The sequence below is a fragment of the Modestobacter lapidis genome (assembly GCF_054780755.1).
Genome location: NZ_BAAGVS010000030.1, coordinates 1 through 21,584, shown reverse-complemented (window position 1 = coordinate 21,584; position 21,584 = coordinate 1). Strand labels below are relative to the sequence as shown.

At 72.7% G+C, this 21,584-nt stretch carries 25 protein-coding genes; 8 read left to right on the top strand and 17 right to left on the bottom strand.

Annotated features, from left to right (window positions below; translation table 11 throughout):
* Positions 1-34: 34 nt before the first annotated feature.
* The 3 genes from ACYVG5_RS19825 to ACYVG5_RS19815 all read right to left on the bottom strand — a co-directional run bounded on the left by ACYVG5_RS19825 (position 35) and on the right by ACYVG5_RS19815 (position 2,807).
* Positions 35-1,450 (bottom strand): glycine--tRNA ligase, encoded by a 1,416-nt coding sequence (locus tag ACYVG5_RS19825; protein WP_460683473.1) that lies wholly within the window; start codon positions 1,448-1,450, stop codon positions 35-37.
* A gap of 181 nt (positions 1,451-1,631) precedes the next feature.
* Positions 1,632-2,453, bottom strand: a complete 822-nt coding sequence (locus tag ACYVG5_RS19820; RefSeq protein ID WP_222050372.1) for an SRPBCC family protein — start codon at positions 2,451-2,453, stop codon at positions 1,632-1,634.
* A 78-nt stretch (positions 2,454-2,531) separates the two neighbouring features.
* The gene (locus ACYVG5_RS19815; protein WP_222050371.1) at positions 2,532-2,807 is read right to left on the bottom strand and encodes an antibiotic biosynthesis monooxygenase family protein; all 276 of its coding nucleotides are present in this window, start codon (positions 2,805-2,807) and stop codon (positions 2,532-2,534) included.
* A 79-nt stretch (positions 2,808-2,886) separates the two neighbouring features.
* Between ACYVG5_RS19815 and ACYVG5_RS19810 the strand changes: the two genes are divergently transcribed.
* Genes ACYVG5_RS19810 through ACYVG5_RS19795 form a run of 4 tightly spaced genes read left to right on the top strand, consistent with a single transcriptional unit; the run spans position 2,887 to position 4,386 of the window.
* On the top strand, positions 2,887-3,261 hold the full coding sequence (locus ACYVG5_RS19810; RefSeq protein ID WP_222050370.1) for an ArsR/SmtB family transcription factor: 375 nt from the start codon (positions 2,887-2,889) through the stop codon (positions 3,259-3,261).
* Positions 3,261-3,650 carry a Fur family transcriptional regulator gene (locus tag ACYVG5_RS19805; RefSeq protein WP_222050369.1) on the top strand — a complete coding sequence of 130 codons (390 nt, stop codon included), beginning with the start codon at positions 3,261-3,263 and terminating at the stop codon, positions 3,648-3,650. The genes ACYVG5_RS19810 and ACYVG5_RS19805 overlap by 1 nt, the downstream gene beginning before the upstream one ends.
* A gap of 50 nt (positions 3,651-3,700) precedes the next feature.
* Positions 3,701-4,000 (top strand): ArsR/SmtB family transcription factor, encoded by a 300-nt coding sequence (locus ACYVG5_RS19800; protein WP_460683472.1) that lies wholly within the window; start codon positions 3,701-3,703, stop codon positions 3,998-4,000.
* Positions 3,997-4,386, top strand: a complete 390-nt coding sequence (locus ACYVG5_RS19795) for a VOC family protein (RefSeq protein ID WP_460683471.1) — start codon at positions 3,997-3,999, stop codon at positions 4,384-4,386. Before ACYVG5_RS19800 ends, ACYVG5_RS19795 begins: the two co-directional genes overlap by 4 nt.
* Before the next feature lie 31 nt (positions 4,387-4,417).
* Here ACYVG5_RS19795 and ACYVG5_RS19790 read toward each other — a convergent pair whose 3' ends face one another.
* The 3 genes from ACYVG5_RS19790 to era all read right to left on the bottom strand — a co-directional run bounded on the left by ACYVG5_RS19790 (position 4,418) and on the right by era (position 6,919).
* Entirely contained in the window at positions 4,418-5,182 is a 765-nt protein-coding gene (locus ACYVG5_RS19790) for an isoprenyl transferase (RefSeq protein WP_222050368.1), read from the bottom strand.
* A 76-nt stretch (positions 5,183-5,258) separates the two neighbouring features.
* Positions 5,259-6,005 carry a DNA repair protein RecO gene (gene recO / locus ACYVG5_RS19785; RefSeq protein ID WP_222050367.1) on the bottom strand — a complete coding sequence of 249 codons (747 nt, stop codon included), beginning with the start codon at positions 6,003-6,005 and terminating at the stop codon, positions 5,259-5,261.
* Positions 6,002-6,919 carry a GTPase Era gene (gene era / locus ACYVG5_RS19780; RefSeq protein WP_222050366.1) on the bottom strand — a complete coding sequence of 306 codons (918 nt, stop codon included), beginning with the start codon at positions 6,917-6,919 and terminating at the stop codon, positions 6,002-6,004. The genes recO and era overlap by 4 nt, the downstream gene beginning before the upstream one ends.
* Positions 6,920-6,989: 70 nt before the next feature.
* Between era and ACYVG5_RS19775 the strand changes: the two genes are divergently transcribed.
* Positions 6,990-7,586 carry a hypothetical protein gene (locus tag ACYVG5_RS19775; RefSeq protein WP_460683470.1) on the top strand — a complete coding sequence of 199 codons (597 nt, stop codon included), beginning with the start codon at positions 6,990-6,992 and terminating at the stop codon, positions 7,584-7,586.
* An 18-nt stretch (positions 7,587-7,604) separates the two neighbouring features.
* Here ACYVG5_RS19775 and ACYVG5_RS19770 read toward each other — a convergent pair whose 3' ends face one another.
* From ACYVG5_RS19770 to ACYVG5_RS19745, 6 genes are all read right to left on the bottom strand, one after another.
* Positions 7,605-8,519, bottom strand: a complete 915-nt coding sequence (locus ACYVG5_RS19770) for an IS982 family transposase (RefSeq protein WP_222050364.1) — start codon at positions 8,517-8,519, stop codon at positions 7,605-7,607.
* A gap of 204 nt (positions 8,520-8,723) precedes the next feature.
* Positions 8,724-9,056, bottom strand: coding sequence for a cytidine deaminase (locus tag ACYVG5_RS19765; RefSeq protein ID WP_222050363.1), 333 nt, complete (start codon positions 9,054-9,056; stop codon positions 8,724-8,726).
* Between the two features lie 86 nt (positions 9,057-9,142).
* Positions 9,143-10,564 (bottom strand): hemolysin family protein, encoded by a 1,422-nt coding sequence (locus tag ACYVG5_RS19760; protein WP_222050362.1) that lies wholly within the window; start codon positions 10,562-10,564, stop codon positions 9,143-9,145.
* The gene (gene ybeY, locus ACYVG5_RS19755) at positions 10,561-11,079 is read right to left on the bottom strand and encodes an rRNA maturation RNase YbeY (RefSeq protein WP_222050361.1); all 519 of its coding nucleotides are present in this window, start codon (positions 11,077-11,079) and stop codon (positions 10,561-10,563) included. Before ybeY ends, ACYVG5_RS19760 begins: the two co-directional genes overlap by 4 nt.
* 2 nt (positions 11,080-11,081) lie before the next feature.
* Positions 11,082-12,221, bottom strand: coding sequence for a PhoH family protein (locus ACYVG5_RS19750; protein ID WP_246631014.1), 1,140 nt, complete (start codon positions 12,219-12,221; stop codon positions 11,082-11,084).
* 120 nt (positions 12,222-12,341) lie between these two features.
* Complete coding sequence (locus ACYVG5_RS19745; RefSeq protein WP_222050360.1) at positions 12,342-12,701, bottom strand: HIT domain-containing protein; 360 nt, start codon at positions 12,699-12,701, stop codon at positions 12,342-12,344.
* A 117-nt stretch (positions 12,702-12,818) separates the two neighbouring features.
* Here ACYVG5_RS19745 and ACYVG5_RS19740 point away from each other — a divergent pair, with 117 nt between their 5' ends.
* From ACYVG5_RS19740 to ACYVG5_RS19730, 3 genes are read left to right on the top strand one after another with little or no spacing between them, the layout of a single operon-like run.
* Complete coding sequence (locus ACYVG5_RS19740; RefSeq protein WP_460683469.1) at positions 12,819-13,778, top strand: putative selenate ABC transporter substrate-binding protein; 960 nt, start codon at positions 12,819-12,821, stop codon at positions 13,776-13,778.
* The gene (locus tag ACYVG5_RS19735) at positions 13,775-14,521 is read left to right on the top strand and encodes an ATP-binding cassette domain-containing protein (RefSeq protein ID WP_222050399.1); all 747 of its coding nucleotides are present in this window, start codon (positions 13,775-13,777) and stop codon (positions 14,519-14,521) included. Before ACYVG5_RS19740 ends, ACYVG5_RS19735 begins: the two co-directional genes overlap by 4 nt.
* Positions 14,518-16,137, top strand: coding sequence for a PhnE/PtxC family ABC transporter permease (locus ACYVG5_RS19730; protein ID WP_222050358.1), 1,620 nt, complete (start codon positions 14,518-14,520; stop codon positions 16,135-16,137). The genes ACYVG5_RS19735 and ACYVG5_RS19730 overlap by 4 nt, the downstream gene beginning before the upstream one ends.
* Before the next feature lie 104 nt (positions 16,138-16,241).
* Here ACYVG5_RS19730 and ACYVG5_RS19725 read toward each other — a convergent pair whose 3' ends face one another.
* The 5 genes from ACYVG5_RS19725 to ACYVG5_RS19705 all read right to left on the bottom strand — a co-directional run bounded on the left by ACYVG5_RS19725 (position 16,242) and on the right by ACYVG5_RS19705 (position 21,466).
* On the bottom strand, positions 16,242-17,000 hold the full coding sequence (locus ACYVG5_RS19725; protein ID WP_460683468.1) for a 16S rRNA (uracil(1498)-N(3))-methyltransferase: 759 nt from the start codon (positions 16,998-17,000) through the stop codon (positions 16,242-16,244).
* An 8-nt stretch (positions 17,001-17,008) separates the two neighbouring features.
* On the bottom strand, positions 17,009-18,133 hold the full coding sequence (gene dnaJ, locus ACYVG5_RS19720; protein WP_222050356.1) for a molecular chaperone DnaJ: 1,125 nt from the start codon (positions 18,131-18,133) through the stop codon (positions 17,009-17,011).
* A gap of 16 nt (positions 18,134-18,149) precedes the next feature.
* The gene (gene hrcA / locus ACYVG5_RS19715; RefSeq protein WP_222050355.1) at positions 18,150-19,172 is read right to left on the bottom strand and encodes a heat-inducible transcriptional repressor HrcA; all 1,023 of its coding nucleotides are present in this window, start codon (positions 19,170-19,172) and stop codon (positions 18,150-18,152) included.
* A 164-nt stretch (positions 19,173-19,336) separates the two neighbouring features.
* Positions 19,337-19,558 (bottom strand): hypothetical protein, encoded by a 222-nt coding sequence (locus ACYVG5_RS19710; RefSeq protein ID WP_222050354.1) that lies wholly within the window; start codon positions 19,556-19,558, stop codon positions 19,337-19,339.
* An 18-nt stretch (positions 19,559-19,576) separates the two neighbouring features.
* Positions 19,577-21,466 carry a polymorphic toxin-type HINT domain-containing protein gene (locus ACYVG5_RS19705; RefSeq protein WP_222050353.1) on the bottom strand — a complete coding sequence of 630 codons (1,890 nt, stop codon included), beginning with the start codon at positions 21,464-21,466 and terminating at the stop codon, positions 19,577-19,579.
* Positions 21,467-21,584 lie beyond the last annotated feature (118 nt).

Below are 21,584 nucleotides of genomic sequence, written 5' to 3'. Positions count from 1 at the left end.
TGGCCGACCCGAGTGCCCCCGACCACGTCCCTCCTCAGCAACCGGGCAGCTTGGCGGCCAGGTAGCCGGGGACGGCGTCCAGCCCGATCCGCTCCTGGCTCATCGAGTCCCGCTCCCGCACGGTCACCGCGTCGTCGTCGAGGGTGTCGAAGTCGACGGTGAGGCAGAACGGCGTGCCGATCTCGTCCTGGCGGCGGTAGCGGCGGCCGATCGCGCCCGCGTCGTCGAAGTCGACGTTCCAGTTCCGGCGCAGCGTGGCGGCCAGGTCCCGGGCCTTCGGCGAGAGGTCGGCGTTGCGCGACAGCGGCAGGACGGCGGCCTTCACCGGCGCCAGCCGCGGGTCCAGCTTGAGCACCGTGCGGGTGTCGACCCCACCCTTGGCGTTGGGCGCCTCGTCCTCGGTGTAGGCCTCCACCAGGAAGGCCATCAGCGAGCGGGTCAGCCCGGCCGCCGGCTCGATGACGTAGGGCACCCAGCGGTCACCGGAGGCCTGGTCGAAGTAGGACAGGTCGGTGCCCGAGTGCTCGCTGTGCGTCTTCAGGTCGAAGTCGGTGCGGTTGGCGACGCCCTCGAGCTCACCCCACTCCGACCCGGTGAAGCCGAAGCGGTACTCGATGTCGACGGTGCGGCTCGAGTAGTGGCTCAGCTTCTCCTTCGGGTGCTCGTAGTGCCGCAGGTTGTCCCGGGAGATGCCGAGGCCGGTGTACCAGCGGGTGCGCTCGTCGATCCAGTACTGGTGCCACTCCTCGTCCGTGCCGGGCTGGACGAAGAACTCCATCTCCATCTGCTCGAACTCGCGGGTGCGGAAGATGAAGTTGCCGGGGGTGATCTCGTTGCGGAAGGACTTGCCGATCTGGCCGATGCCGAACGGCGGCTTCTTCCGGGCCGCGCCCATCACGTTGGCGAAGCTGACGAAGATGCCCTGGGCGGTCTCCGGGCGCAGGTAGTGCAGCCCCGACTCGTCCTCGACCGGGCCGAGGTGGGTCTTCAGCATCATGTTGAAGTCCCGGGGCTCGGTCCAGGACCCCTTCACCCCGCAGTGGGGGCACACGATGTCCGCCAGGCCGTTCTCCGGCGCCCGGCCCTTCTTCTCCTCGAACTCCTCCTCCAGGTGGTCGGCCCGGAACCGCTTGTGGCAGTTCTGGCACTCGGTCAGCGGGTCGGTGAACACCCCGACGTGACCGGAGGCGACCCACACCTGACGGGGCAGGATGACCGAGGAGTCCAGGCCGACGACGTCGTCACGGCTCTGCACGACCGTGCGCCACCACTGCTTCTTGATGTTCTCCTTCAGCTCCACGCCCAGCGGGCCGTAGTCCCAGGCGGAGCGCGTACCGCCGTAGATCTCCCCGGACGGGAAGACGAACCCCCGGCGCTTGCAGAGGTTGACCACCTTCTCCAGGCGGGCCGGGTCGGCGGTACGGGTGGTCTGGGGGGCGTCGCTGGGCACGGGGGCTCCATCCGGCTGGCGGTCGGCGGCGGCCTTCCTGCAGGGGCCCGACACGAGCTTGCAAGTGGCGGGGGGCAGGAAGGTCCTTCGAGACGTTAGTCGCCGCCCGTCAGGAGCCTCCGGGCGCACCGGGCCCCCGATCCGCCGGTGGGAGAGGACGGGCTCCCACCGGCGGCAGGAATCAGACCGGGGGCCGTCGGACGAGGGCCGGGTCGTCGAGCGGGTCGTCGGCCGGATCGACCGCAGGGTCGGCCACAGGGGCGGCCACAGGGGCGGCGGCGGCCCCGGTCACCGGGTCCGCCGCCGGGGCGACCGGGGCCGCCGGCTCGACCACGGTGTCGGTGACCGCGGTCGGCGGCGGGACGACGGCCGTCTCCACCACGACCTCCTCCTCCTGCTCGCCGCTCTTCTTCGACGCCACGGCGGCGGCGACCCCGGCGACCGCGGCCGCCGCACCGGCCGCGACCACCTTCCCCGACACACCCGCCTTGCCGCTGTCGCCCCGGGAGGTCCCGGCGTCCTCGACCCCGGGGGTGCCGACGGCCATGCCCGGCGTCACCGATCCCCGCCAGGCGCCGCTGGCGTAGCCCTGGTCCTCGACCAGCGCCTTGAAGCGCTTCAGGTCGGAGGTCACCTGCCGTTCGACGATGCCGAGCTTGTCGCCCACCTGCTCGACCACGCCTTCGGGCTCGTACTCGAGGGTCAGCTGGACGAGCGTCGAGCCCGCCCCGATGGGTTCGAACCGCACGGCGCCGGCATTGGTCGCCCCGCTCGTGGCCGCCCAGGCGATCTTCTGGTCGGGCACCTGCTCGAGGACGGCGGCGTCCCACTCCCGGCGGACGCCGCCGATCTCGGCCACCCAGTGCAGCCGCTGGTCACCGTGCTGCCGGACCTCCTGCACGCCGCCCATGAAGTACGGGAAGTCCTCGAACTGGGTCCACTGGTCGTAGGCGGTCCGTACCGGTACGTCGACCTCGATCGACCGCTCCACCTTCGTGCTCATGGCTTGCCTCCTCGCGCCGGACATTCTCGGGCCGTTCGGCTCGCCGGGTACCCCGCCGTCCGGCCGCTGATGCCCGGTTCAGTCGGTGAGGTAGGCGCCGGGCTCGTCGACGGCGTGCAGCCAGACCGGGGCGCCGGCGATCTTGACCTCGCTCGCCGACAGCGCCCGCCGGTAGGCGCCCACGCCGTCCCACGCCGTCCAGAGGGCGAGCAGACCGGGCTCATCGGTGGACCGGCCCAGCTGCCCGTCCCGGAAGCCGGGCCGCTGCCGCAGCAGGCCCAGCAACGTGGTCGCGTCGGCCAGCAGGCCGGGGACGTCGGCCTCCGTGGCCCGGAATCGGGTGACGGCGAACACCGCATCTCCTCCCCGGCGACGGTCGGGGTGGACCGGACCAGAGTTGACAATGGTTCTCAGGCGCTCCGACGATGGTGGCATGCCGCCCGCCGCGCCCTCCGCCGGCCGGTCGGTGCCGGCCGAGGTGCAGGCCGCCAGCGAGCTGCTCAGTGCGCTGGCCGCGCCGCTGCGGCTGTCGATCGTCGCCCTCCTCGACCAGCACGGCACCCGCTGCGTGCACCAGCTGGTCGACGCGCTCGGCGTGCCGCAGCCGCTGGTCTCGCAGCACCTGCGCGTGCTGCGCGGCGCCGGCCTGGTGACCGGCGTCCGGCACCACCGGCAGGTCGACTACCGGCTGGTCGACGGGCACGTGGCGCACATCGTGCGCGCCGCGCTGGCCCACGCGGGGCACGGCGGGCCGGCGCCGGATGCACCGCAGGATGCGTGGTCGCCGGCCCGTGTCACGATGGCGTGATGGTCCGCCCCACCCGCCAGCGCGCCGCCGTGGCGGCCGTCTTCGACGAGCTCGAGGGCTTCCACAGCGCCCAGGAGGTGCACGCCCGGCTGCGCACCGCCGGTGACACGGTGGGCCTGTCCACGGTCTACCGGGCGGTGCAGGCGCTGGCCGACGACGGCGAGCTGGACTCGATCCGCACCGACTCCGGCGAGGCGCTGTACCGCCGCTGCAGCACCCAGCACCACCACCACCTGGTCTGCCGCAGTTGCGGGCGGACGGTCGAGGTGGCCGGTCCGACCGTCGAGCAGTGGGCCGACCGGGTGGCCGGCGAGCACGGCTTCGCCGATGTCAGCCACACCCTGGAGATCTTCGGCACCTGCGCCGACTGCCGGGTCCCGACGCCCTGAGCCCGGCCGGTCCCACCTCTTGACAGGCAAGTAGCGGGTTGCCTATAACGGTGTCCGTGGATTCGGGCGCCGACCTGTTCAAGGCGCTCGGCGACGCGACACGACGGACCATCCTGGACGAGCTGATCGACCGGGACGGTCAGACGCTCTTCGAGATTTGCGGCCGCCTGACCATGCGGTACGGCCTGGCCTCTTCGCGGCAGGCCATCTCCCAGCACCTCGCGGTGCTCGAGCAGGCCGGTCTGGTGCACACCCGGCGGCAGGGCCGGTACAAGTTCCACCACGTCGACACGAGACCGTTGCGGTCGATCGTCGAGCGGTGGCCCATCGACCGAGGGGACCCCCCGTGATCCGCATCAACATCACCAGCGTGTTCGTCGACGACCAGGCCAAGGCGCTGGCCTTCTACACCGAGAAGCTCGGCTTCACCAAGAAGACCGACGTGCCCGCCGGCGAGTACCGCTGGCTGACGGTGGTCTCCCCCGCCGCCCCGGACGGCGTCGAGCTGCTGCTGGAGCCGGACGGCCACCCGGCGGCCGGCCCGTTCAAGGAGGCCCTGGTCGCCGACGGCATCCCGTTCACCCAGTTCGCCGTCGACGACGTGTATGCCGAGGTCGAGCGGCTCAAGGGGCTGGGCGTGGAGTTCACCCAGGACGCGACCGACATGGGGCCGGTGGTGACGGCCATCCTCGACGACACCTGCGGCAACCTAATCCAGCTCGCCGCCATGAAGTAGCCGGACACCCCGCCGGCGCCGGGCGGGGTGCTCAGGCGCTGCCGAAGCGGCGCTGCCGGGAGGCGTACTCCTCGCAGGCCGCCCACAGGTGCCGGCGATCGAAGTCGGGCCACAGGGTGTCCAGGAAGACCAGCTCGGCGTAGGCCGACTGCCAGAGCAGGAAGTTGCTCGTGCGGTTCTCCCCCGAGCTGCGCACGAACAGGTCGACGTCGGGCATGTCCGGCTCGTCGAGGAACCGAGCGACGGTCTTCTCGTCCACCTTGTCCGGCTTCAGCCGACCGGCGGCCACCTCGCGGGCGATCGCGGCTGCCGCGTCGGCGATCTCCGCACGCCCGCCGTAGTTCACGCACATGGTGAGGGTGAGGACGTCGTTGTCGCGGGTCAGCTCCTCGGCGACCTCCAGCTCCTTGATCACGCTGCGCCAGAGCCTGGGACGGCGCCCGGCCCAGCGCACCCGCACCCCCAGGTCGTGCATCTCGTCGCGGCGGCGGCGGATGACGTCGCGGTTGAAGCCCATCAGGAAGCGGACCTCCTCCGGGCTGCGCCGCCAGTTCTCGGTGGAGAAGGCGTAGGCGCTGATCGCCTGCACGCCCAGCTCGATCGCGCCCTCGACGCAGTCGAACAGCGAAGACTCCCCCGCCTCGTGCCCGGCGGTGCGCGGCAGCCCACGGGACTTGGCCCAGCGGCCGTTGCCGTCCATGACGATCGCGACGTGCTGCGGCACCTTGTCGGCCGGGATCTCCGGTGGCCGGGCCCCCGACGGGTGCGGGTTCGGCTGCTTGACCTCGCGCTTCACCCTGTCACCGGTTCGCTCCCGCGGATCGCTCCGCTCCTCGCTCGTTCCTCGCTGCGATGCTCACGATCCTGTCCGCTCACGTTCGGTCCACCAGCGGCAGGGAACGCAGCCCGCGTTCGAGGTGCCACTGCAGCAGCGCGGCGACCAGACCGCTGCCCTCGCGGCGGTGGGTGCCCTGGCTGGCCTCCGCGTGCTCCCAGTCGCCGCTCAGCAGTGCCTCCAGCAGCTCGATCGTGACCGGGTTGGGCATCGCCGAGCCGGTGGGCCGGCAGGCGGGGCACACCGTGCCGCCGGCCGGGACGGAGAAGTGCCGGTGCGGCCCGGCCTCCCCGCAGCGCGCGCAGTCGCCGAGCGCCGGCTCCCAGCCGGCCACCGACATCGCCCGCAGTAGGAACGCGTCGAGCACCAGCGAGGGCGGCCGGCTGCCGTCGGCCAGCGTGCGCAGCGCCCCGATGACGAGCAGGAACATCCGCAGCGACGGTTCCTTCTCCTCGACGGTCAGCCGGTCGGCGGTCTCGAGCACCGCGGTGCCGGCGGTGTAGGCCCGGTAGTCGCCGACGATGTCGGTGCCGTAGGCGCGGATCGACTCGGTCTGGCTGACGATGTCGAGGTTGCGGCCGGTGTAGAGCTGCAGGTCGACGTGGCTGAACGGCTCCAGCCGGGCGCCGAACTTGCTCTTCGTCCGGCGGACGCCCTTGGCCACCGCGCGCACCTTGCCGGTGCGGCGGGTGAGCACCGTGACGATCCGGTCGGCCTCACCCAGCTTCTGGGTGCGCAGCACGACTCCCTCGTCGCGGTAGAGGGACTGCGGGGTGGTGCTCAATACCCCAACCTGTTCAGCTTCTTCGGGTCGTCCTGCCACTCCCCCAGCACGGTGACGTGCAGGTCGAGGTGCACCCGCCCACCGAGCAGGACCTCCAGGCCGACCCGGGCCTCGCTGCCGATGGCCTTGATCGTCTGCCCGCCCTTGCCCAGCAGCATCGGCTTCTGGCTGGGCCGCTCGACGTGCAGCAGGGCGTGCACCTCGGTGAACACCGCCTCCGGATCGCGCGGGTCAGGCTTGCGGATGATCTCCTCGACGCTGACCGCCAGGGAGTGCGGCACCTCCTGGCGGACCTTCTCCAGCGCCGCCTCCCGCACCAGCTCGGCGATCTGCCGCTCGACGTCCTCGTCGGTGGTCTGCTCCTCCGGGTACAGCGGCGGGCCTTCCGGGAGCATGCCGATGAGCAGGCCACCGAGCAGCTCGACCTGGTCTCCGGCCACCGCGCTCACCGGCACCACCTCGCGGGCCTCGACCAGTTGGCTGGCGGCGATCAGCTGCGCGGTGATGGCCTTCTTGCTGGCGACGTCGGTCTTGGTGACCACCAGCACCACCGGGGTGGAGACCGCCGCGAGCTGGCGGGCGATGTACGCGTCGCCGGCGCCGACCGGCTGGTCGGCGGGGATGCAGAAGACGATGACGTCGACGTCGGACAGCGTGTCGCGGACGACGTCGTTGAGCCGCTGCCCCAGCAGGCTCTTGGGCTTGTGCAGACCGGGGGTGTCGACGAGCACCAGCTGGCCCTGCGGGCGGTGCACGACGCCGCGGATGGCGTGCCGGGTGGTCTGCGGCCGGTTGCTGACGATGCCGACCTTCTCACCGACCAGCGCGTTGGTGAGCGTGGTCTTCCCGGCGTTGGGGCGCCCGACCAGGGCGGCGAAACCGCTGCGGTGCGAGGGGTGCTCGGGGCTGCTCACGGGGGAAGTGTCCCACCCATGTCCGACGGTCCGGCCGTTACCGCAGCACCGGCCTGGGATCATGGTCGGCATGCCTCCCCGCTCCCGACGTGACCAGGGTGAGCCGCTCGTCGTCCGGGCGGCCCGCGACCGGGAGCGGCACATCAGCCAGGTGACCAGCTACGGGTTCCTCGCCCGGCGCGGGCCCAGGCGGTCGGTGACCATCGTCCCGCCACCGCTGCGGTACTGGCAGTACAACCCCGCCAGCCCGCTGGTCGTGGGGCTGACCCTGCTCGCCGTCGCGGCCTGGCTGGGCTTCCTCGGCTGGCGCGACGGGTCGGCGGCGGCCACCGCGGAGGTGCCGCTGGCCATCGCGCTGGCCGCGCTCGTGCTCCTCGGCTCCACCGGTCGCTTCACCGCCTCCGACCACGGCGTGTCCACCGACATCGCCGGCCTGCGGCAGACGTCGTCCTTCGGGGTGGTGCCGCGGGTCCTGGTGACCGACGTGGTGCGCGGCACCGCACCGGCCGGCTGGCCGCGGCCGAAGCGACGCGGCGGCTGGTGGCCCGGCCGGACCAGGGTGACCGTGCGGCACCTGGGCAGCGACGCGCTCACCGAGCAGGCGTTCACCGTGTGGGTGCGCGACCCGGCCGCCTTCGCCGAGGCGCTGAACTCGCCGCTCTCCTAGATGACCTATTCCAAGGGGTCAGTGGTCGTAGGCGGTGAGGCAGCGGGCGACGGGCGCGCCGGTGCGGTCGTTGTGCCAGATGGCGGCGGTCAGTGCCAGGACGCGTTGTAGGACACGGACCCAGACCCCGCCGGGGGTGTGTCCACCGTGTTGTTCGAGGTCGAGTTGACCTTTGAAGGTGTCGTTGATCGACTCGATGACCTGGCGTAATGGCTTGAAGAAGCGCGTCCCCGGGCGCTCGGGTTCGCCCTTGCGAGCCGGGCGCAGCAGGTTCAACCCCGCGTCGGCGAGGATGCCTTCGAACTCGCGGCCGTAGTAGTTCTTGTCCGCGATCACGACCTGCTGGCGGCGGTCGGCGGTCAGGGTGGGGTCGGTGTCGAGGATGTCGAGCAGCACCGTGCGCTCGTCGGCCTTGGCGCCGGTGAGGGCGAAGCCGACCGGCAGCCCGTGCAGCGTGCACAGCAGGTGCAGTCGCAGGCCCCAGAACAACCGGGAGTGGCTGGCGCAGTAGCCGCACTCGGCCCAGCCGGCCAGGTCCGAGCGGCGGACGGTTTCCCGGGAGCGGGCGCACTCCACCGGCGTGGAATCGACGACCCACACGTTGTCGGTGAACAGGCTGGTGTCGCGGGCCAGCACCGTGATCAGCCAGGCGATGGTGTCGGCGAGGTGTCGTAACCGCTTGTTGTAGCCGGGTTGGCCGGGCAGGTAGGGGAACAGATGCCGCAGGTGGGAGCAGGCGTAGCGCAGCCATCGGGCCTCGCTGGGGCGGCCGGCCAGTGCCTGCATCACCGCCAACGTGATCAGCTCGGCGTCGGTGATTCTCGGTGCGATCCCGACCTTCGGCCGGGCCGGAGCCCGCTGCGGGAACTCCTTCAACAGGTCATCGACTCGTACGTAGAGTGCGGTCGCGAGGGTGTCCAGATCGGCGTCCACGAGGACCTCCGCGGTTCGACGTTGGGTTCCAACGCCGAGCCTGGGCACCCTCGCCCCTCACCTGATCACGGCACGCCGAACTGGTACCGCCGACGTTCCCGCGGGAACGTCGCTGAGGCACACGACCCCTTGGAATAGGTCATCTAGGCCCCGTCCAGGGCACCGCCCCGAGCGTGCGAGGGGTGGGGAGGACGGGGTCCTTTCTCAGGTGGTGGTGCGGACGGTGCCGTCGGGGCCGGCCAGGTGGACCGGCGCGGACGGCGTCAGATCACGGACGGCGGCCAGCCCGGCGTCCTCCACCGCGTCGGCGGGCGTGACGACGGCGGCGGCCTCCAACCCGGTGACCCCGCTGGACACCGCGGCGGCGACCGCGGCCTGCAGCGCGGTGAGCTGGAGGGAGGGCAGCGCCACGGTGGCCGCGAGGTAGGTGCGGCCGTCGGTGTCGCGAACGGCGGCCCCCTCGGGCGCACCGGTGCGGCCGCGCGCGGAACGGGCCAGGGTGACGAGCTTGGCGTCCTCGGGGTCCACCTCAGCCACCGGATCACTCTCCTGTCAGTCGGTCCGGCCCTTCCGCAGGGGCCCGCCGCGAGCTTGCGAGCGGTGGGGGGCGGGAGGGTCCTTCTTCAGCTTTCCACGGCTGCGTGCTCGGGCCGCCGCCCGGCCGCGCTGCCGCCGGACGCGGTGGCACCGGTGTGCTCGGACGCCTCCTCGGCGGCGTCCCGGTCGCCACCGTCCTGGGCAGCCCGGTCGGCGCCGTCCTCCTCGGACCCGGGATCTCCCACCCGGCAGACCAGCAGCGTGTCGATCCGGTTGCGCCGCCCACCGGTGCTCTCGGCGACCAGCCGCAGGCCGCCGACCTCCGCCGCCGAGCCCTCGATCGGCACCCGGCCGAGCTCGCGGGCCAGCAGCCCGCCCACCGTCTCGACGTCGTCGTCCTCCGGCAGCTCGACCTTGAACAGGTCGGCGAGGTCGCCGACCGGCAGCCGCGCAGTGATCCGCACCGATCCGTCGGGCAGCTCCTCCACCGGCGGCCGCTGCACCGTGTCGTGCTCGTCGTCGATCTCGCCGACGATCTCCTCGAGGATGTCCTCGATCGTGACCAGCCCCGCGAACCCGCCGTACTCGTCGACGACGACGGCCATGTGGGTGCGCCGGGCCTGCATCTCGCGCAGCAGCTCGTCGACCGGCTTGGACTCGGGGACGAAGCTGGCCGGGCGCATGAGCTCGTCGACCCGCGGGCCGCCGCGGTTGTCGGCCGTGCCCTGCGACCGGCGGACGAGGTCCTTCAGGTAGACGATGCCGAGCACGTCGTCGACGTTCTCGCCGATGACCGGGATGCGGCTGAAGCCGCTGCGCAACGCCAGCGCGAGCGCCTGCCGCAGCGACTTGGTGCTCTCGATCCACACCACGTCGGGGCGGGGCACCATGACCTCGCGGGCGATGGTGTCGCCCAGCTCGAACACCGAGTGGATCATGTTGCGCTCACCGGCCTCGACGACACCGCGCTCCTCGGCCATGTCGACCAGCTCGCGCAGCTCGACCTCGCTGGAGAACGGGCCGTCGCGGTAACCGCGGCCGGGGGTGATCGCGTTGCCGACCAGGATCAGCAGCGTGGCCAGCGGCCCGAGGATGCGGCCGAGCAGCCGGATGAGCGGGGCGCCGGCCAGCGCGGTGCTGTAGGCGTGCTGCCGGCCCAGCGTGCGCGGCCCGACACCGATCAGCACGTAGCTGACCACGGTCATCACCGCGGCGGCGGTGACCACGCCCAGAGCGATGCCGTCGAAGAACACGAAGAGCACCACGGCCACCAGGACCGCCGCGGTCATCTCGCAGGCGATCCGGAGCAGCAGGAGGAGGGAGACATGCCGTGCCCGGTCCTCGACGACGCGCACGAGGGCCGCGGCGCGCTTCACGCCGTCGCGGCGCATCTCGTCCACCTGGGCCTTGGAAAGCCGCTGCAGGGCGGCGTCCAGCGCGGCGAAGACACCGGCCAGCAGGACCAGGCAGACGGCGATCACCAGCAGGACCACCGCTGTGGGGCTCATCGGGTTCGTGGCTCCTCGACGGGCGGAGCCGCGCCGGCAGGTTCGCCGGTGACCTTGTCCCGCGGGGTGGAGCGCCAGCCGTCGAGCAGCTTCTGCTGCAGGCCGAACATCTCCTTCTCCTCGGCGGGTTCCATGTGGTCGTAGCCGAGCAGGTGCAGCACGCCGTGGGTGGCCAGCAACAGCAGCTCGTCGCCCATCGAGTGCCCGGCCGCGCGGGCCTGCCGGACGGCGACGGCGGGACACAGCACGACGTCACCCAGCAGCGCCGGCCCCGGATCGGGGTCGTCGGGGCGCGCGGTGTCCAGCTCGTCCATCGGGAAGGCCAGCACGTCGGTGGGGCCCTTCTCGCCCATCCACCGCTCGTGCAGGCTGGACATGTAGTCGACGTCCACGCAGAGCACGGACAGCTCCGCGAGCGGGCTGACGTCCAGCTCGCCCAGCACGTAGCGGCAGACCCCGGCGAGGGCCTGCTCGTCGACGGTGATCTCGGACTCGTTGGCGATCTCGACGGCCACGGTCAGCTCCCCTGCTGCCGGCGTGGCCGGGCGGGCCGGGCCGGCGCCGCGGCGGAGACGGGCTGCTTGGTCGCGTCCCAGCGCTCGTAGGCGTCGACGATGTCGCCGACCAGCCGGTGCCGGACGACGTCGGTGCTGGTCAGCTGGGAGAAGTGCACGTCCTCGACGCCGTCGAGGATGTCGCGGACGATCCGCAGACCGCTCTGCGCGCCACCGGGCAGGTCGACCTGCGTGACGTCGCCGGTGACCACCATCTTGGAGCCGAAGCCCAGCCGGGTCAGGAACATCTTCATCTGCTCGGCCGTGGTGTTCTGCGCCTCGTCGAGAATGACGAATGCGTCATTGAGGGTTCTGCCACGCATGTAGGCCAGCGGCGCCACCTCGATGGTGCCGGCCGCCATCAGCCGCGGGATCGACTCGGGATCGACCATGTCGTGCAGCGCGTCGTACAACGGCCGCAGGTACGGGTCGATCTTGTCCGAGAGCGAGCCGGGCAGGAAGCCCAGCCGTTCTCCGGCCTCGACGGCCGGCCGGGTCAGGATGATCCGGTTGACCTGCTTGGTCTGCAGCGCCTGCACGGCCTTCGCCATCGCGAGGTAGGTCTTCCCGGTGCCGGCCGGACCGATGCCGAAGATGACCGTGTGCGCGTCGATCGCGTCGACGTAGCGCTTCTGGTTCAGCGTCTTCGGCCGGATGGTGCGGCCCCGGCGGCTGAGGATGTCGAGGCTGAGCACGTCCGCCGGGCGCTCGGACCCGCCGCTGCGCAGCATGCCGACGACCCGCCGGACCGAGTCGGGGCGCAACGCCTGACCGGTGTTCAGCAGGGCGATGAGCTCGTCGAACACCCGGACGGCGAAGGCGTTGTCGGCCGGCTGGCCGGTGATCGCGATCTCGTTGCCGCGCACGTGCACGTCGGCGGTGAGCTCGGCCTCGACCAGCCGGAGGAGCTCGTCCCCGGAGCCGAGGAGGGCGACCATCGAGACGGTCTCCGGGACGGTGATGGCGGTGCGGACGGCGGCGGCTGCCCCGTCCGCGGGAGCAGACGCACCCGCGGTGGCGTTCCCGAGAGCGGCGGCACGTGCCGAGCTCTGCAGGGACGTGCTGGTACCGGTGGGAACGGCGTCTGGTGCGGTGTCGGGCAAGTACGCTCGACCCTGCCTTCCTGCGACGGGGCTGTGACCCGGCCGAGTCTACCCGCGCGGAGCGCCTGGCGAACGGCGAACCACTCGTCGAACGGGTCGTGGACCACCGCCGGAGGCGCGTCAGCCGGGCGGCCAGCCCAGGTCGCGGCCACCGAGCACGTGCAGGTGCACGTGGTGGACGGTCTGCCCGGCGGCCGGGCCGGTGTTGGCGACCAGCCGGTAGCCGGGCTCCGGGCCGTCGGCCGTCACCAGGCCTTCCTGCATGGCCACCGCGTGCGCCGCGGCGACGACCTCGCCCAGCAGCTGCGGATCGGCACCGACGAGCAGCCCGGCGGTGGCGTGGTGGTCCTTGGGGATCACCAGCACGTGGGTGGGCGCCTGCGGATTGATGTCCCGGAAGGCGAAGGTGCGCCCGGTCTCGTGGACCACGTCGGCCGGGATCTCCCCGGTCACCATCCGGCAGAACAGGCAATCGCTCACGGTGCCGACCCTAGGCGACCGGCGCGGCGGCCGATGGGCCACGATGTCCCGGTCCCGTCGCCCCGACCCCTCCTGGAGGCCTGTCGTGTCCCGTCCCCACCCCCACCCGAGGACGTAGTGAGCACCCGTCGCACCGTCCGGTCGGGTGGTCCAGCAGCACGAACCCCGCTCTCGCGGCGCGGCTTCCTCGCCGGCGGTGCCGCCGTCCTCGCCGCCGGGCTCGCCGCCTGCGGCGACCGGACCTCCCTTGTCGCCGCCGCGCCGTCCGGCTCCACCGGCCGGCTGAGCATCGGCGCGATCCCCGACCAGGACCCCGAGGTCCTGCAACGGCTCTACCGCACCGTCGCCGACTCGATGTCCGGTGCCCTGGACCTCGACGTTGCCTACCAGCCGGTCACCGACTACGCCGCGGCCGTCTCGCTCTTCCGCACCGGCGACCTCGACCTCGTCTGGTTCGGCGGGCTCACCGGGGTCCAGGCCCGGCTGCAGACACCCGGCGCCCGGCCGCTCGCCCAGCGCGACATCGACGCCGACTTCCACTCGATCTTCGTGGTCAACACCGCCACCGGCCTGCCGCCGTCGGAGGACCTCACGCCGCTGGCCGGGTTGCGCTTCACCTACGGCAGCGAGACGTCCACGTCCGGCCGGCTGATGCCCGCGTACTTCCTGCAGGAGCAGGGCGTCGACCCCGCGGGCTTCCCCGGCGGGCCGGGCTTCTCCGGCTCGCACGACGCGACGCTCGCCCTGGTCGCCTCCGGGAGCTACCAGGCCGGCGTGCTCAACGAACAGGTGTGGACCGCACGCAGCGAGGAGGGTGCGGTCGACCCGGCGGTGGTGCGGTACTCCCGGACGCCGGCCTACTACGACTACCACTGGCTGCTGGGCCCGCAGGCGACCGAGCGGCTGGGCGAGGAGCTGCCCGGCCGGCTGACCGGGTACTTCACCGGGCTGTCCGCCGACGACCCCGCCGACGCCGAGGTCCTCGACCTGTTCGGCGCCGGAGCCTTCATCCCGACCGAGGCAGGCAACTACGACCGGATCGAGCAGATCGGCCGCCGGCTCGGGCTGATCAGCTGACCGCCGTCCTGCGGCTGTCCGGCGTCTCGGTCCACTACGGCACCACGCCCGCCCTCGCCGGCGTCCACCTGACGGTGGACGCCGGCGAGCGGGTGGCCGTGGTCGGCCCGTCGGGCGCCGGTAAGTCGACGCTGCTCGGCCTCGCCAACGCGGCCGTGCCGCCCACCGGCGGCACGGTCGAGCTGCTGGGCGCCGACCCGTCCGCACTGCGCGGCCGGACGCTGCGGCAGCTTCGTTCCCGGGTGGGCACGGTGCACCAGCAGCTGGAGCTGGTCGGCCAGCTCCGGGTGGTGCACAACGTCAACGCCGGCCGGCTCGGCAGCTGGCCGGCGTCCCGGGCGGCCTGGTCACTGGTGCGTCCCCAGGGGCTGCCCGCGGTGCTCGAGGCACTCGACCGGGTGCAGCTGGCCGACCGGGTGTACGAGCGCACCGACCGGCTGTCCGGCGGGCAGCGGCAGCGGGTCGCGGTCGCCCGGCTGCTGGTCCAGCGACCGGAACTGGTGCTGGCCGACGAGCCGGCCTCCGCGCTGGACCCCGCGCTGGCCGACCGGGTCCTCGGGCTGCTCGCCGGGCTGGCGGCCGACCGCGGCGGCGCGCTGGTCGCCTCGCTGCACGATCCGGCGCTGGCGCTGCGGCACTGCACCCGGGTGGTCGGCCTGGTCGCCGGCCGGGTGGTGCTCGACGCGCCGACCGCCGCCCTGTCGGTCCGCGACCTGGCGGACTTCTACGGCGCGCCCCGGTGACCGCCGTCCTCGACGCCCCGCCGGTTGCCCGGCCCCGGCTGCACCGGGTCCGGGCCCGCTGGGGGTGGGGCCTGGGCGCGGTCGCCGTCGTCGTCTGGTCGCTGGCCGGCGCCGGTCTCTTCGCCGGCGAGGTGGTCAACCCGGCCGGCCGCGCGCAGTTCGGCCGGTTCGCCTCCGCCGCGCTGTCCCCCGCACTGGACGCCGAGTTCCTCCGCGTCCTCGTCACCGGCGCCCTGGTGACCCTCGCCTATGCCGCGCTGGGCGCCGCGCTCGCCGTCCTGCTCGGCGCGCTGGGGGCGGTGGCGGTCGCCCGCACGACGTGGGGACGACGCCGGCTGGGCTGGACCCTGACCCGCGGGGCGCTGGCCGTCCCCCGCGGCCTGCACGAGGCGGTCTGGGGGCTGCTGCTGGTCAACGTGCTGGGCCTGGACCCCTGGGTCGGGGTGCTGGCCATCGGCCTGCCCTACGGCGCGGTCACCGCCAAGGTGTTCGCCGATCTGCTCGACGAGGTGCCCCGCGGCGGGCACGACGCCCTGCTGGCCGCGGGAGCCGGCCGCAGCTCCGCCGTCCTGTACGAGTTGCTGCCCCCGGCCGCGGGCGGGCTGCTCTCCTACTCGTTCTACCGGCTGGAGTGCGCGGTGCGCTCGGCCGTCGTGCTGGGGCTGATCGGCGCGGGCGGGCTGGGCTACCAGCTGTCGCTGTCGTTCAGCTCGCTGCGCTGGGAACAGGTGTGGTCGTGCGTGTACGCGCTCGCGTTGCTGTGCCTGCTGGCCGACGTCACCGGCCGCGCCGTCCGGCGCCGGCTGGCCGCGCCGCGCTCGTCCCCCACCCGGCTGGCCCGCGACCGGGTGCTGACAGCGGCGGTGCTGGGCTCGCTGGCGCTCGTCGCCTGGTCGTGGTGGTACCTGGCGGTCACCCCCGCCACCCTGTTCGCCGAGCGCACCCGCGAGCAGCTCGGCTACGTGCTGGGGGCCGCCTGGCCCCCGGACACCGACGCCGACCTGCTGGCCTCGGTCGCCTCGCTGGCGGTCGACACGGTGCAGATGTCGGTGATCGCCATCGCCGTTGCCACCGTCGGCGCCGTGCTGGTCGCCGGGGTCGCGGCACGGCCGCCCGGCCGGATGACCCCGGGCCGCCGGCTGCTGGGCACCGTCGTGCGGCTGGGCCTGCTGCTGCTGCGCGCGGTGCCGGCGCCGGTGTGGGCGCTGGTCGTGCTGTTCGTGCTGCTGCCCGGGGTGCTGCCCGGGGCGCTGGCGCTGGGCGTCTACAGCTTCGGCGTGCTGGGGCGGCTCGCGGCCGAGGCGACCGAGGAGCTCGATCCCCGGCCCCGGGCCGCGCTGGCCGCGCTCGGCGCCGGGCCGGCCGCGGGCTGGCTGTACGGGGTGCTGCCCCGGGCCACCGGCCCGGTGCTGGCGTTCGCGCTGTACCGGTGGGAGGTGGCCATCCGGGACAGCGTGCTGGTCGGGGTGCTCGGCGCCGGCGGGCTGGGCGCACTGCTGGCCACCCAGCTGGCCACCTTCGACTGGGGCGCGGTGGCCACCACGCTGGTGGCGCTGGTGCTGCTGACCCTCGCCGTCGACCTGGTCAGCGCCCGCGCCCGCCAGGCGTTGCGGTAACCCCGCTGTCCTCCCCATCGATTCGAGTGGGCAGTCATGGGCGTTCCGCGCGGCGTGTCCGGCCGTGTCGACGACCCGAACTGCTCACTCGGCGGAGGGCCGACCTACACCCACTTCGTCTTCGTGGAGATCGCGGCCAGCGCGGCGGCGCCGGCGGTCGACGTCCGTAGCACCTCCGCACCCAGCCGCACCGGCTCAGCGCCGGCGGCGAGGAAGGCGACCACCTCGCCGTCGGTGAGCCCGCCCTCGGGTCCCACCACCACCACGACGGTGCCCTCGGCGGGCACCGGGACGCCGGCCAGGGGACGGCGGGCCTGCTCGTGCAGCACCAGCGCCAGGTCGACGTCGCCGAGGAAGCCGCACACCTGCCGGGTGCTCATCGGCTCGGTCACCTCGGGCAGCCGGGGACGGCGGGCCTGCTTGCTGGCCGCGCGCGCCGCTGCGCGCCACTTGGCCAGGCCCTTCTCGGTGCGATCCTCGCGCCAGCGGGTGACGCAGCGGGCCGCCGTCCACGGCACGATCCGGTCGACGCCGAGCTCGGTGGCCAGCTCGACGGCCAGCGGCCCACGGTCGCCCTTGGGCAGCGCCTGCACGAGCACCAGCGATGGCGTGGGGGCGGGCACCTCGTGCCGCACCGTCACCTGCACCTGCAGACCGCCGGGCCCCGCGGAGACCACCGTGCCGTCGGCGACCAGGCCGCGGCCGTCGCCGACCCGGACCCGCTCTCCCGTCGTCAGCCGCAGCACCTCGACGGCGTGCCGACCCTCGGCCCCGGCGACGGTCAGCACATGGGTGTCGGGCACCTCGTCGACCAGGAACAGCGGGGCGCCGTCCAGCTCGGGTGCGGCGGCGTCCGTGGGCACCGCCCCGGTCACTTGAACGCGTCGCGGACGCGGGACAGCAACCCGCCCTGGGGCGCGCCGCTGCCGTCGGGCAGCTCCTCCCCGCGCAGCGTCGCGAGCTCGCGCAGCAGGTCGCGCTGCCGGTCGTCGAGCCGGCCGGGGGTCTGGACGTCGACGTGCACCATCAGGTTGCCCCGGCCGGTGCCGCGCAGCCGGGGTGCCCCGTGGGCGCGCAGGGTGAGCACGCTGCCGGACTGGGTGCCGGCCTTGATGTCGAGGTCCTCGACGCCGTCGAGGGTCTGCAGCTTGAGGGTGGTGCCCAGCGCCGCGGCGGTCATCGGCAGGGTGACCCGGCAGTGCAGGTCCTCCCCGTCGCGGGTGAACACGTCGTGCGGCCGCTCGTGCACCTCGACGTAGAGGTCGCCGGCCGGCCCTCCACCGGGGCCCACCTCGCCGTGGCCGGCCAGCCGGATGCGCATGCCGTCCTCGACGCCGGCGGGAACCTTCACCGGGATCGTGCGGCGCGCCCGCACCCGCCCGTCACCGGCGCACTTGGCGCACGGTTCGGGGATGACCTGGCCGGTGCCGCTGCACGTGGGGCAGGGCCGGGTGGCGACGACCTGGCCGAGGAAGGATCGCTGAACGCTCTGCACCTCGCCGCGGCCGTCGCAGGTGGTGCAGGTGGTCGGGTGCGTGCCCGGGGCCGTGCCGGCGCCGGTGCAGGTGTCGCAGAGCACCGCGGTGTCGACGGTGATGTCCGTGGCGGTGCCGAAGACGGTCTCGTCCAGGTCGAGGTCGACACGGATCAGCGCGTCACCGCCGGCGCGGGCCCGGCTGCGCGGCCCGCGGGTCGCCGCGCCGCCGAAGAAGGCGTCCATGATGTCGCCCAGGCCGCCGAAGCCGGCCCCCTGGCCGAACCCACCGCCGCCACGTCCGGTGTCGTAGGGGTCGCCGCCCAGGTCGACGATCCGCCGCTTCTCCGGGTCGGTCAGCACCTCGTAGGCGCGGCTGACCTCCTGGAAGCGCTCCTTGGCCCCGGGGTCGGGGTTCACGTCGGGGTGCAGGTCCCGGGCCAGCCGCCGGTAGGCGCGCTTGATGTCGTTGTCGCTGGAGCCCGGGGCCAGGCCCAGCACGCCGTAGTAGTCGGTTGCCATCGAAGTGATCTCGTCCTCAGCTCTCGGCCAGCAACTGGCCGACGTAGCGGGCCACGGCTCGTACCGCGGCCATGTTGCCTGCGTAGTCCATCCGGGTCGGTCCGACGACGCCCAGGCCCCCCAGGGCCTGGTCACCGGAGCCGTACCCCACGGACACGAACGAGGCGCCGGTCAGCGCCTCGTGCTCGTTCTCCTCGCCGATGCTCACCAGCACGGTGCTGGGGCCCACCTCGGCCATCAACCGCAGGACGACCACCTGTTCTTCCAGCGCCTCCAGCAGCGGGCGCACGCTGCCGGGGAAGTCCAGGGCGTTGCCCCGGGCCAGGTTGCCGGTGCCGCCGATGACCAGCCGGTCCTCGGTGGGCTCGACCAGCAGCTCCAGCAGCGTGGCGCTGACCGCGGCCACCAGGCCGCGCAGGTGTGGCGGCGCGTGCTCCACCAGATCACCGACCTTGCCGCTGGCCTCGGCCAGCTTGGCACCGGTGAAGGCGGTGTTGAGCAGCGCGCGCAGCTCGGCGACGGTCTCGGTGTCGGTGTCCACCGGGGTCTCGACCGCCCGCTGCTCGACCCGGCCCGTGTCGGTGATGAGCACCAGCAGCATCCGGTGCGCCGTCAGCGGCACCAGTTCCAGGTGCCGGACGGCGCTGCGCGACAGCGTCGGGTACTGGACGACGGCGACCTGCCGGGTCAGCTGGGCCAGCAGGCGCACCGTGCGCCCGAGCACGTCGTGCAGGTCGACGGCCCCGTCGAGGAACTTCTCGATGGCCCGGCGCTCGGCCACCGAGAGCGGTTTGACCGCACTCAGCCGGTCGACGAAGAAGCGGTAGCCCTTGTCGGTGGGCACCCGGCCGGCACTGGTGTGCGGCTGGGTGATGTAGCCCTCCTCCTCGAGCACCGCCATGTCGTTGCGGATGGTGGCGGGGCTGACCCCCAGGTCGTACCGGGCGGCCAGGGCCTTGCTGCCCACCGGGTCGTTCGTGGAGACGAAGTCCTGGACGATGGCCCGGAGCACCTGCAGGCGCCGGTCGTCGTGCGCCACGGCTGACACCTCCGTACGGGTCGACGGATCCGTGCGCGGACTGCGCCACGCCGCCGGGCAGCGCTGGCACTCACACGGACCGAGTGCCAGCATACGACCGGTGGCCGTCGCCGTCCTCCGGCTCGCGGAGATCGGCCGTCTGTGGCCGCAGGCGCCGGCGAGTCCTACACGACAGTCCAGGTGCCTTCCTGCCAGTCTCGCCGAAGCACCACTCCAGGCCTATCCAGCGCTTCCTGGACGGGTTTTACTGTGGCCGGCGGCTCCCAGGCACCTCTCAAACCCATTGCCAAGAAGGCCGCTCGAGCCATGGCTTTCGTTTCTGCCGCAACGATGAACTCGGCGACTGCCTGCACCTCGTCACGAGCCACGATCTTCCAGACCTTCATGAGTGACAGGGTCCCTTCTCATCGCCTTCGCCCGCTCTTGACCCTTACATGGTGGATCTGCTCAACCACCCGAGGTCCGTTGCTCCGGACGCGAGAAATGACGACCACCACGTCCTTGCGGATCAACTTCGCCGAGTTGTACTTCCCTGTGCGAACTGGCAGCACGGTCGCGTCTCGGCCATCTGCCCTAGCTCGCGTCGCGACTCGCTTGGCTATGCCGCGTGCCTCACTCACGGATTTGGCGAACTCGCCGGTAAGCCGAGGTTTAGAGCAGTTGTGGACGAGCGTTCCGTCGCCGGTGTCGCCGACGACGAAGGTGTGGATGTTGGCGACGCTGAGGTTGTAGGCCGTCTGTCCGGGAAGCCGGCCCTCGTCGTCGATGTCCTGGACGATGCGGAACTCGCCGGTTGCGCCGATGAGGAGGTCACCGATGGCCAGGTCGTCGGCGTCGGTCCAGCCCTCGTCCTCGACCCAGATCGGGTGGTTGGCCGTGGCGGTCCAGGTGTCGGCCCGCGGATCGTCGTCGGGGACCTGCCCCTCGTCCATGGCGCTGGCCGGCGCGGGTGTGGTGTGGACCTTGATGAGGTGCTTGTCGCCGTGCCCGACGATGACGTCGAGCACGGGTTGGGCGGTCAGTTCTCCGGTGAGCGGGTCATGGGCGGCGACGAGGTCCCCGACTCGTACGGCGCTGATGGCAATCGTGGCGCCGCTTGCCAGCAGCACGCCGGTCTCGGGCGCGAAGCTGTTCTTCGCCGCGCAGCTACTGGCCTTCCTGGCTTTGACCGTGGCTCGCCCGGCTTTGGCAGCGGTGGATCCTGCTGCGCGGATCGCGCGGGCGCCGGCCTTGACTGCCGCGCCCGCGCCGACCATGGCGGCGGCTACGGTGACGCCCATCACCAGGGCTCTGCCGCGTTGCCCGGTGGCGGCGTAGGCGCCGGCGGAGATGGCCGCGGAGGCGGCGCCGATGGGGCCGGGAACGATGGAGGCGACCTCAGCGACGACGGCGACCTTCTTGAGCACCCCGCTCCATGACCAGCGCCCGTCGAGGTCGGTGCAGTTGACCGGGTCGGCGGAGCAGTAGTCGTAGGCGGTGGCGTTGCCGCCGGGTTCGGGGTCGGTCGACCAGAACCGGCCGGTGGCGGGGTCGTAGAGCCGGACGCCCATGAGGGTGACGCCGGCGAGGGCGTCGGTGGAGCGTTGGGCGCCGCCGAGCCAGCCGTAGCGGTCGTTGCTGCCCGGTGCGGCGCCGGTAGAGGCCAGCTTGCCGCCGCTGGTGAGGTCGGTGGGGTTGCCGAACTCGTCGGCCGCCTTGTGCCGCACCGCACCCCAGTCGGCGGTGGCTGTCGGCCCGTCGGGGATGGGCAGGGTGGTCATGACGTCGCCGTGCAGGTCGATCAGCTGCAACACCCGGTCGCCGGTCTTGCCGGTCTGCTGGGCGAGGGCGCCGTCGAGGCCGTCGACGTAGCGGGTGACCTCGTCGGGCAGGGAGGCGTCTTCGACGATCCAGGCCGGGGAGTCGGAGTCGGAGTCGTAGTGGTTGATCTTGGTGACGGCCTGCTGCCACCCCGGGGTTCCGTCGGCGCCGGTCGTCCAGGTTTCGGAGGTGTAGGAACTGAAGCGCTGGATCGGGTCGAGCTCCCAGTTCTGGCGGGCGACGCCGTCGCTGGTCTGGGTGTGGATCAGGTCGTTGACGTAGAAGCCGTTGGCGACTCGGGCGCCGGGGTTGGAGGCGACGGGTGCGTCGGTGATCCGCCCGAGGGGGTCATAGACCCATCCCGCCGCGCCGGTGGCGGTGTCGGACACCAGCCGGTCGGCAGTGTCGTAGGTGTAGTTGACGGTGCTGACCGGGGTGGTCCCGGGGTTGGTGGGGTCGGCGCAGGTGGTGGTGCCGGAGGCGGCGGTCGTCATGGACGTGCGGCCGGCCCGGTTTGGGGTGTACCAATGATCTTGGACAGTGACTCGCTGCTGAGAGGATCTGTCCATGCCAGAGCAGCGGCGAAGGTTCAGCCCGCAGTTCAAGGCCGAG

Excerpts from the sequence above, each read along its gene's own strand:
- ACYVG5_RS19710 (WP_222050354.1), bottom strand. The coding sequence starts at position 19,558 with ATGAAGGTCTGGAAGATCGTGGCTCGTGACGAGGTGCAGGCAGTCGCC.
- ACYVG5_RS19705 (WP_222050353.1), bottom strand. The coding sequence starts at position 21,466 with ATGACGACCGCCGCCTCCGGCACCACCACCTGCGCCGACCCCACCAAC.
- dnaJ (WP_222050356.1), bottom strand. The coding sequence starts at position 18,133 with ATGGCAACCGACTACTACGGCGTGCTGGGCCTGGCCCCGGGCTCCAGC.
- ACYVG5_RS19760 (WP_222050362.1), bottom strand. The coding sequence starts at position 10,564 with ATGAGCCCCACAGCGGTGGTCCTGCTGGTGATCGCCGTCTGCCTGGTC.
- ACYVG5_RS19775 (WP_460683470.1), top strand. The coding sequence starts at position 6,990 with ATGCCTCCCCGCTCCCGACGTGACCAGGGTGAGCCGCTCGTCGTCCGG.
- ACYVG5_RS19805 (WP_222050369.1), top strand. The coding sequence starts at position 3,261 with ATGGTCCGCCCCACCCGCCAGCGCGCCGCCGTGGCGGCCGTCTTCGAC.
- ACYVG5_RS19810 (WP_222050370.1), top strand. The coding sequence starts at position 2,887 with ATGCCGCCCGCCGCGCCCTCCGCCGGCCGGTCGGTGCCGGCCGAGGTG.
- ACYVG5_RS19820 (WP_222050372.1), bottom strand. The coding sequence starts at position 2,453 with ATGAGCACGAAGGTGGAGCGGTCGATCGAGGTCGACGTACCGGTACGG.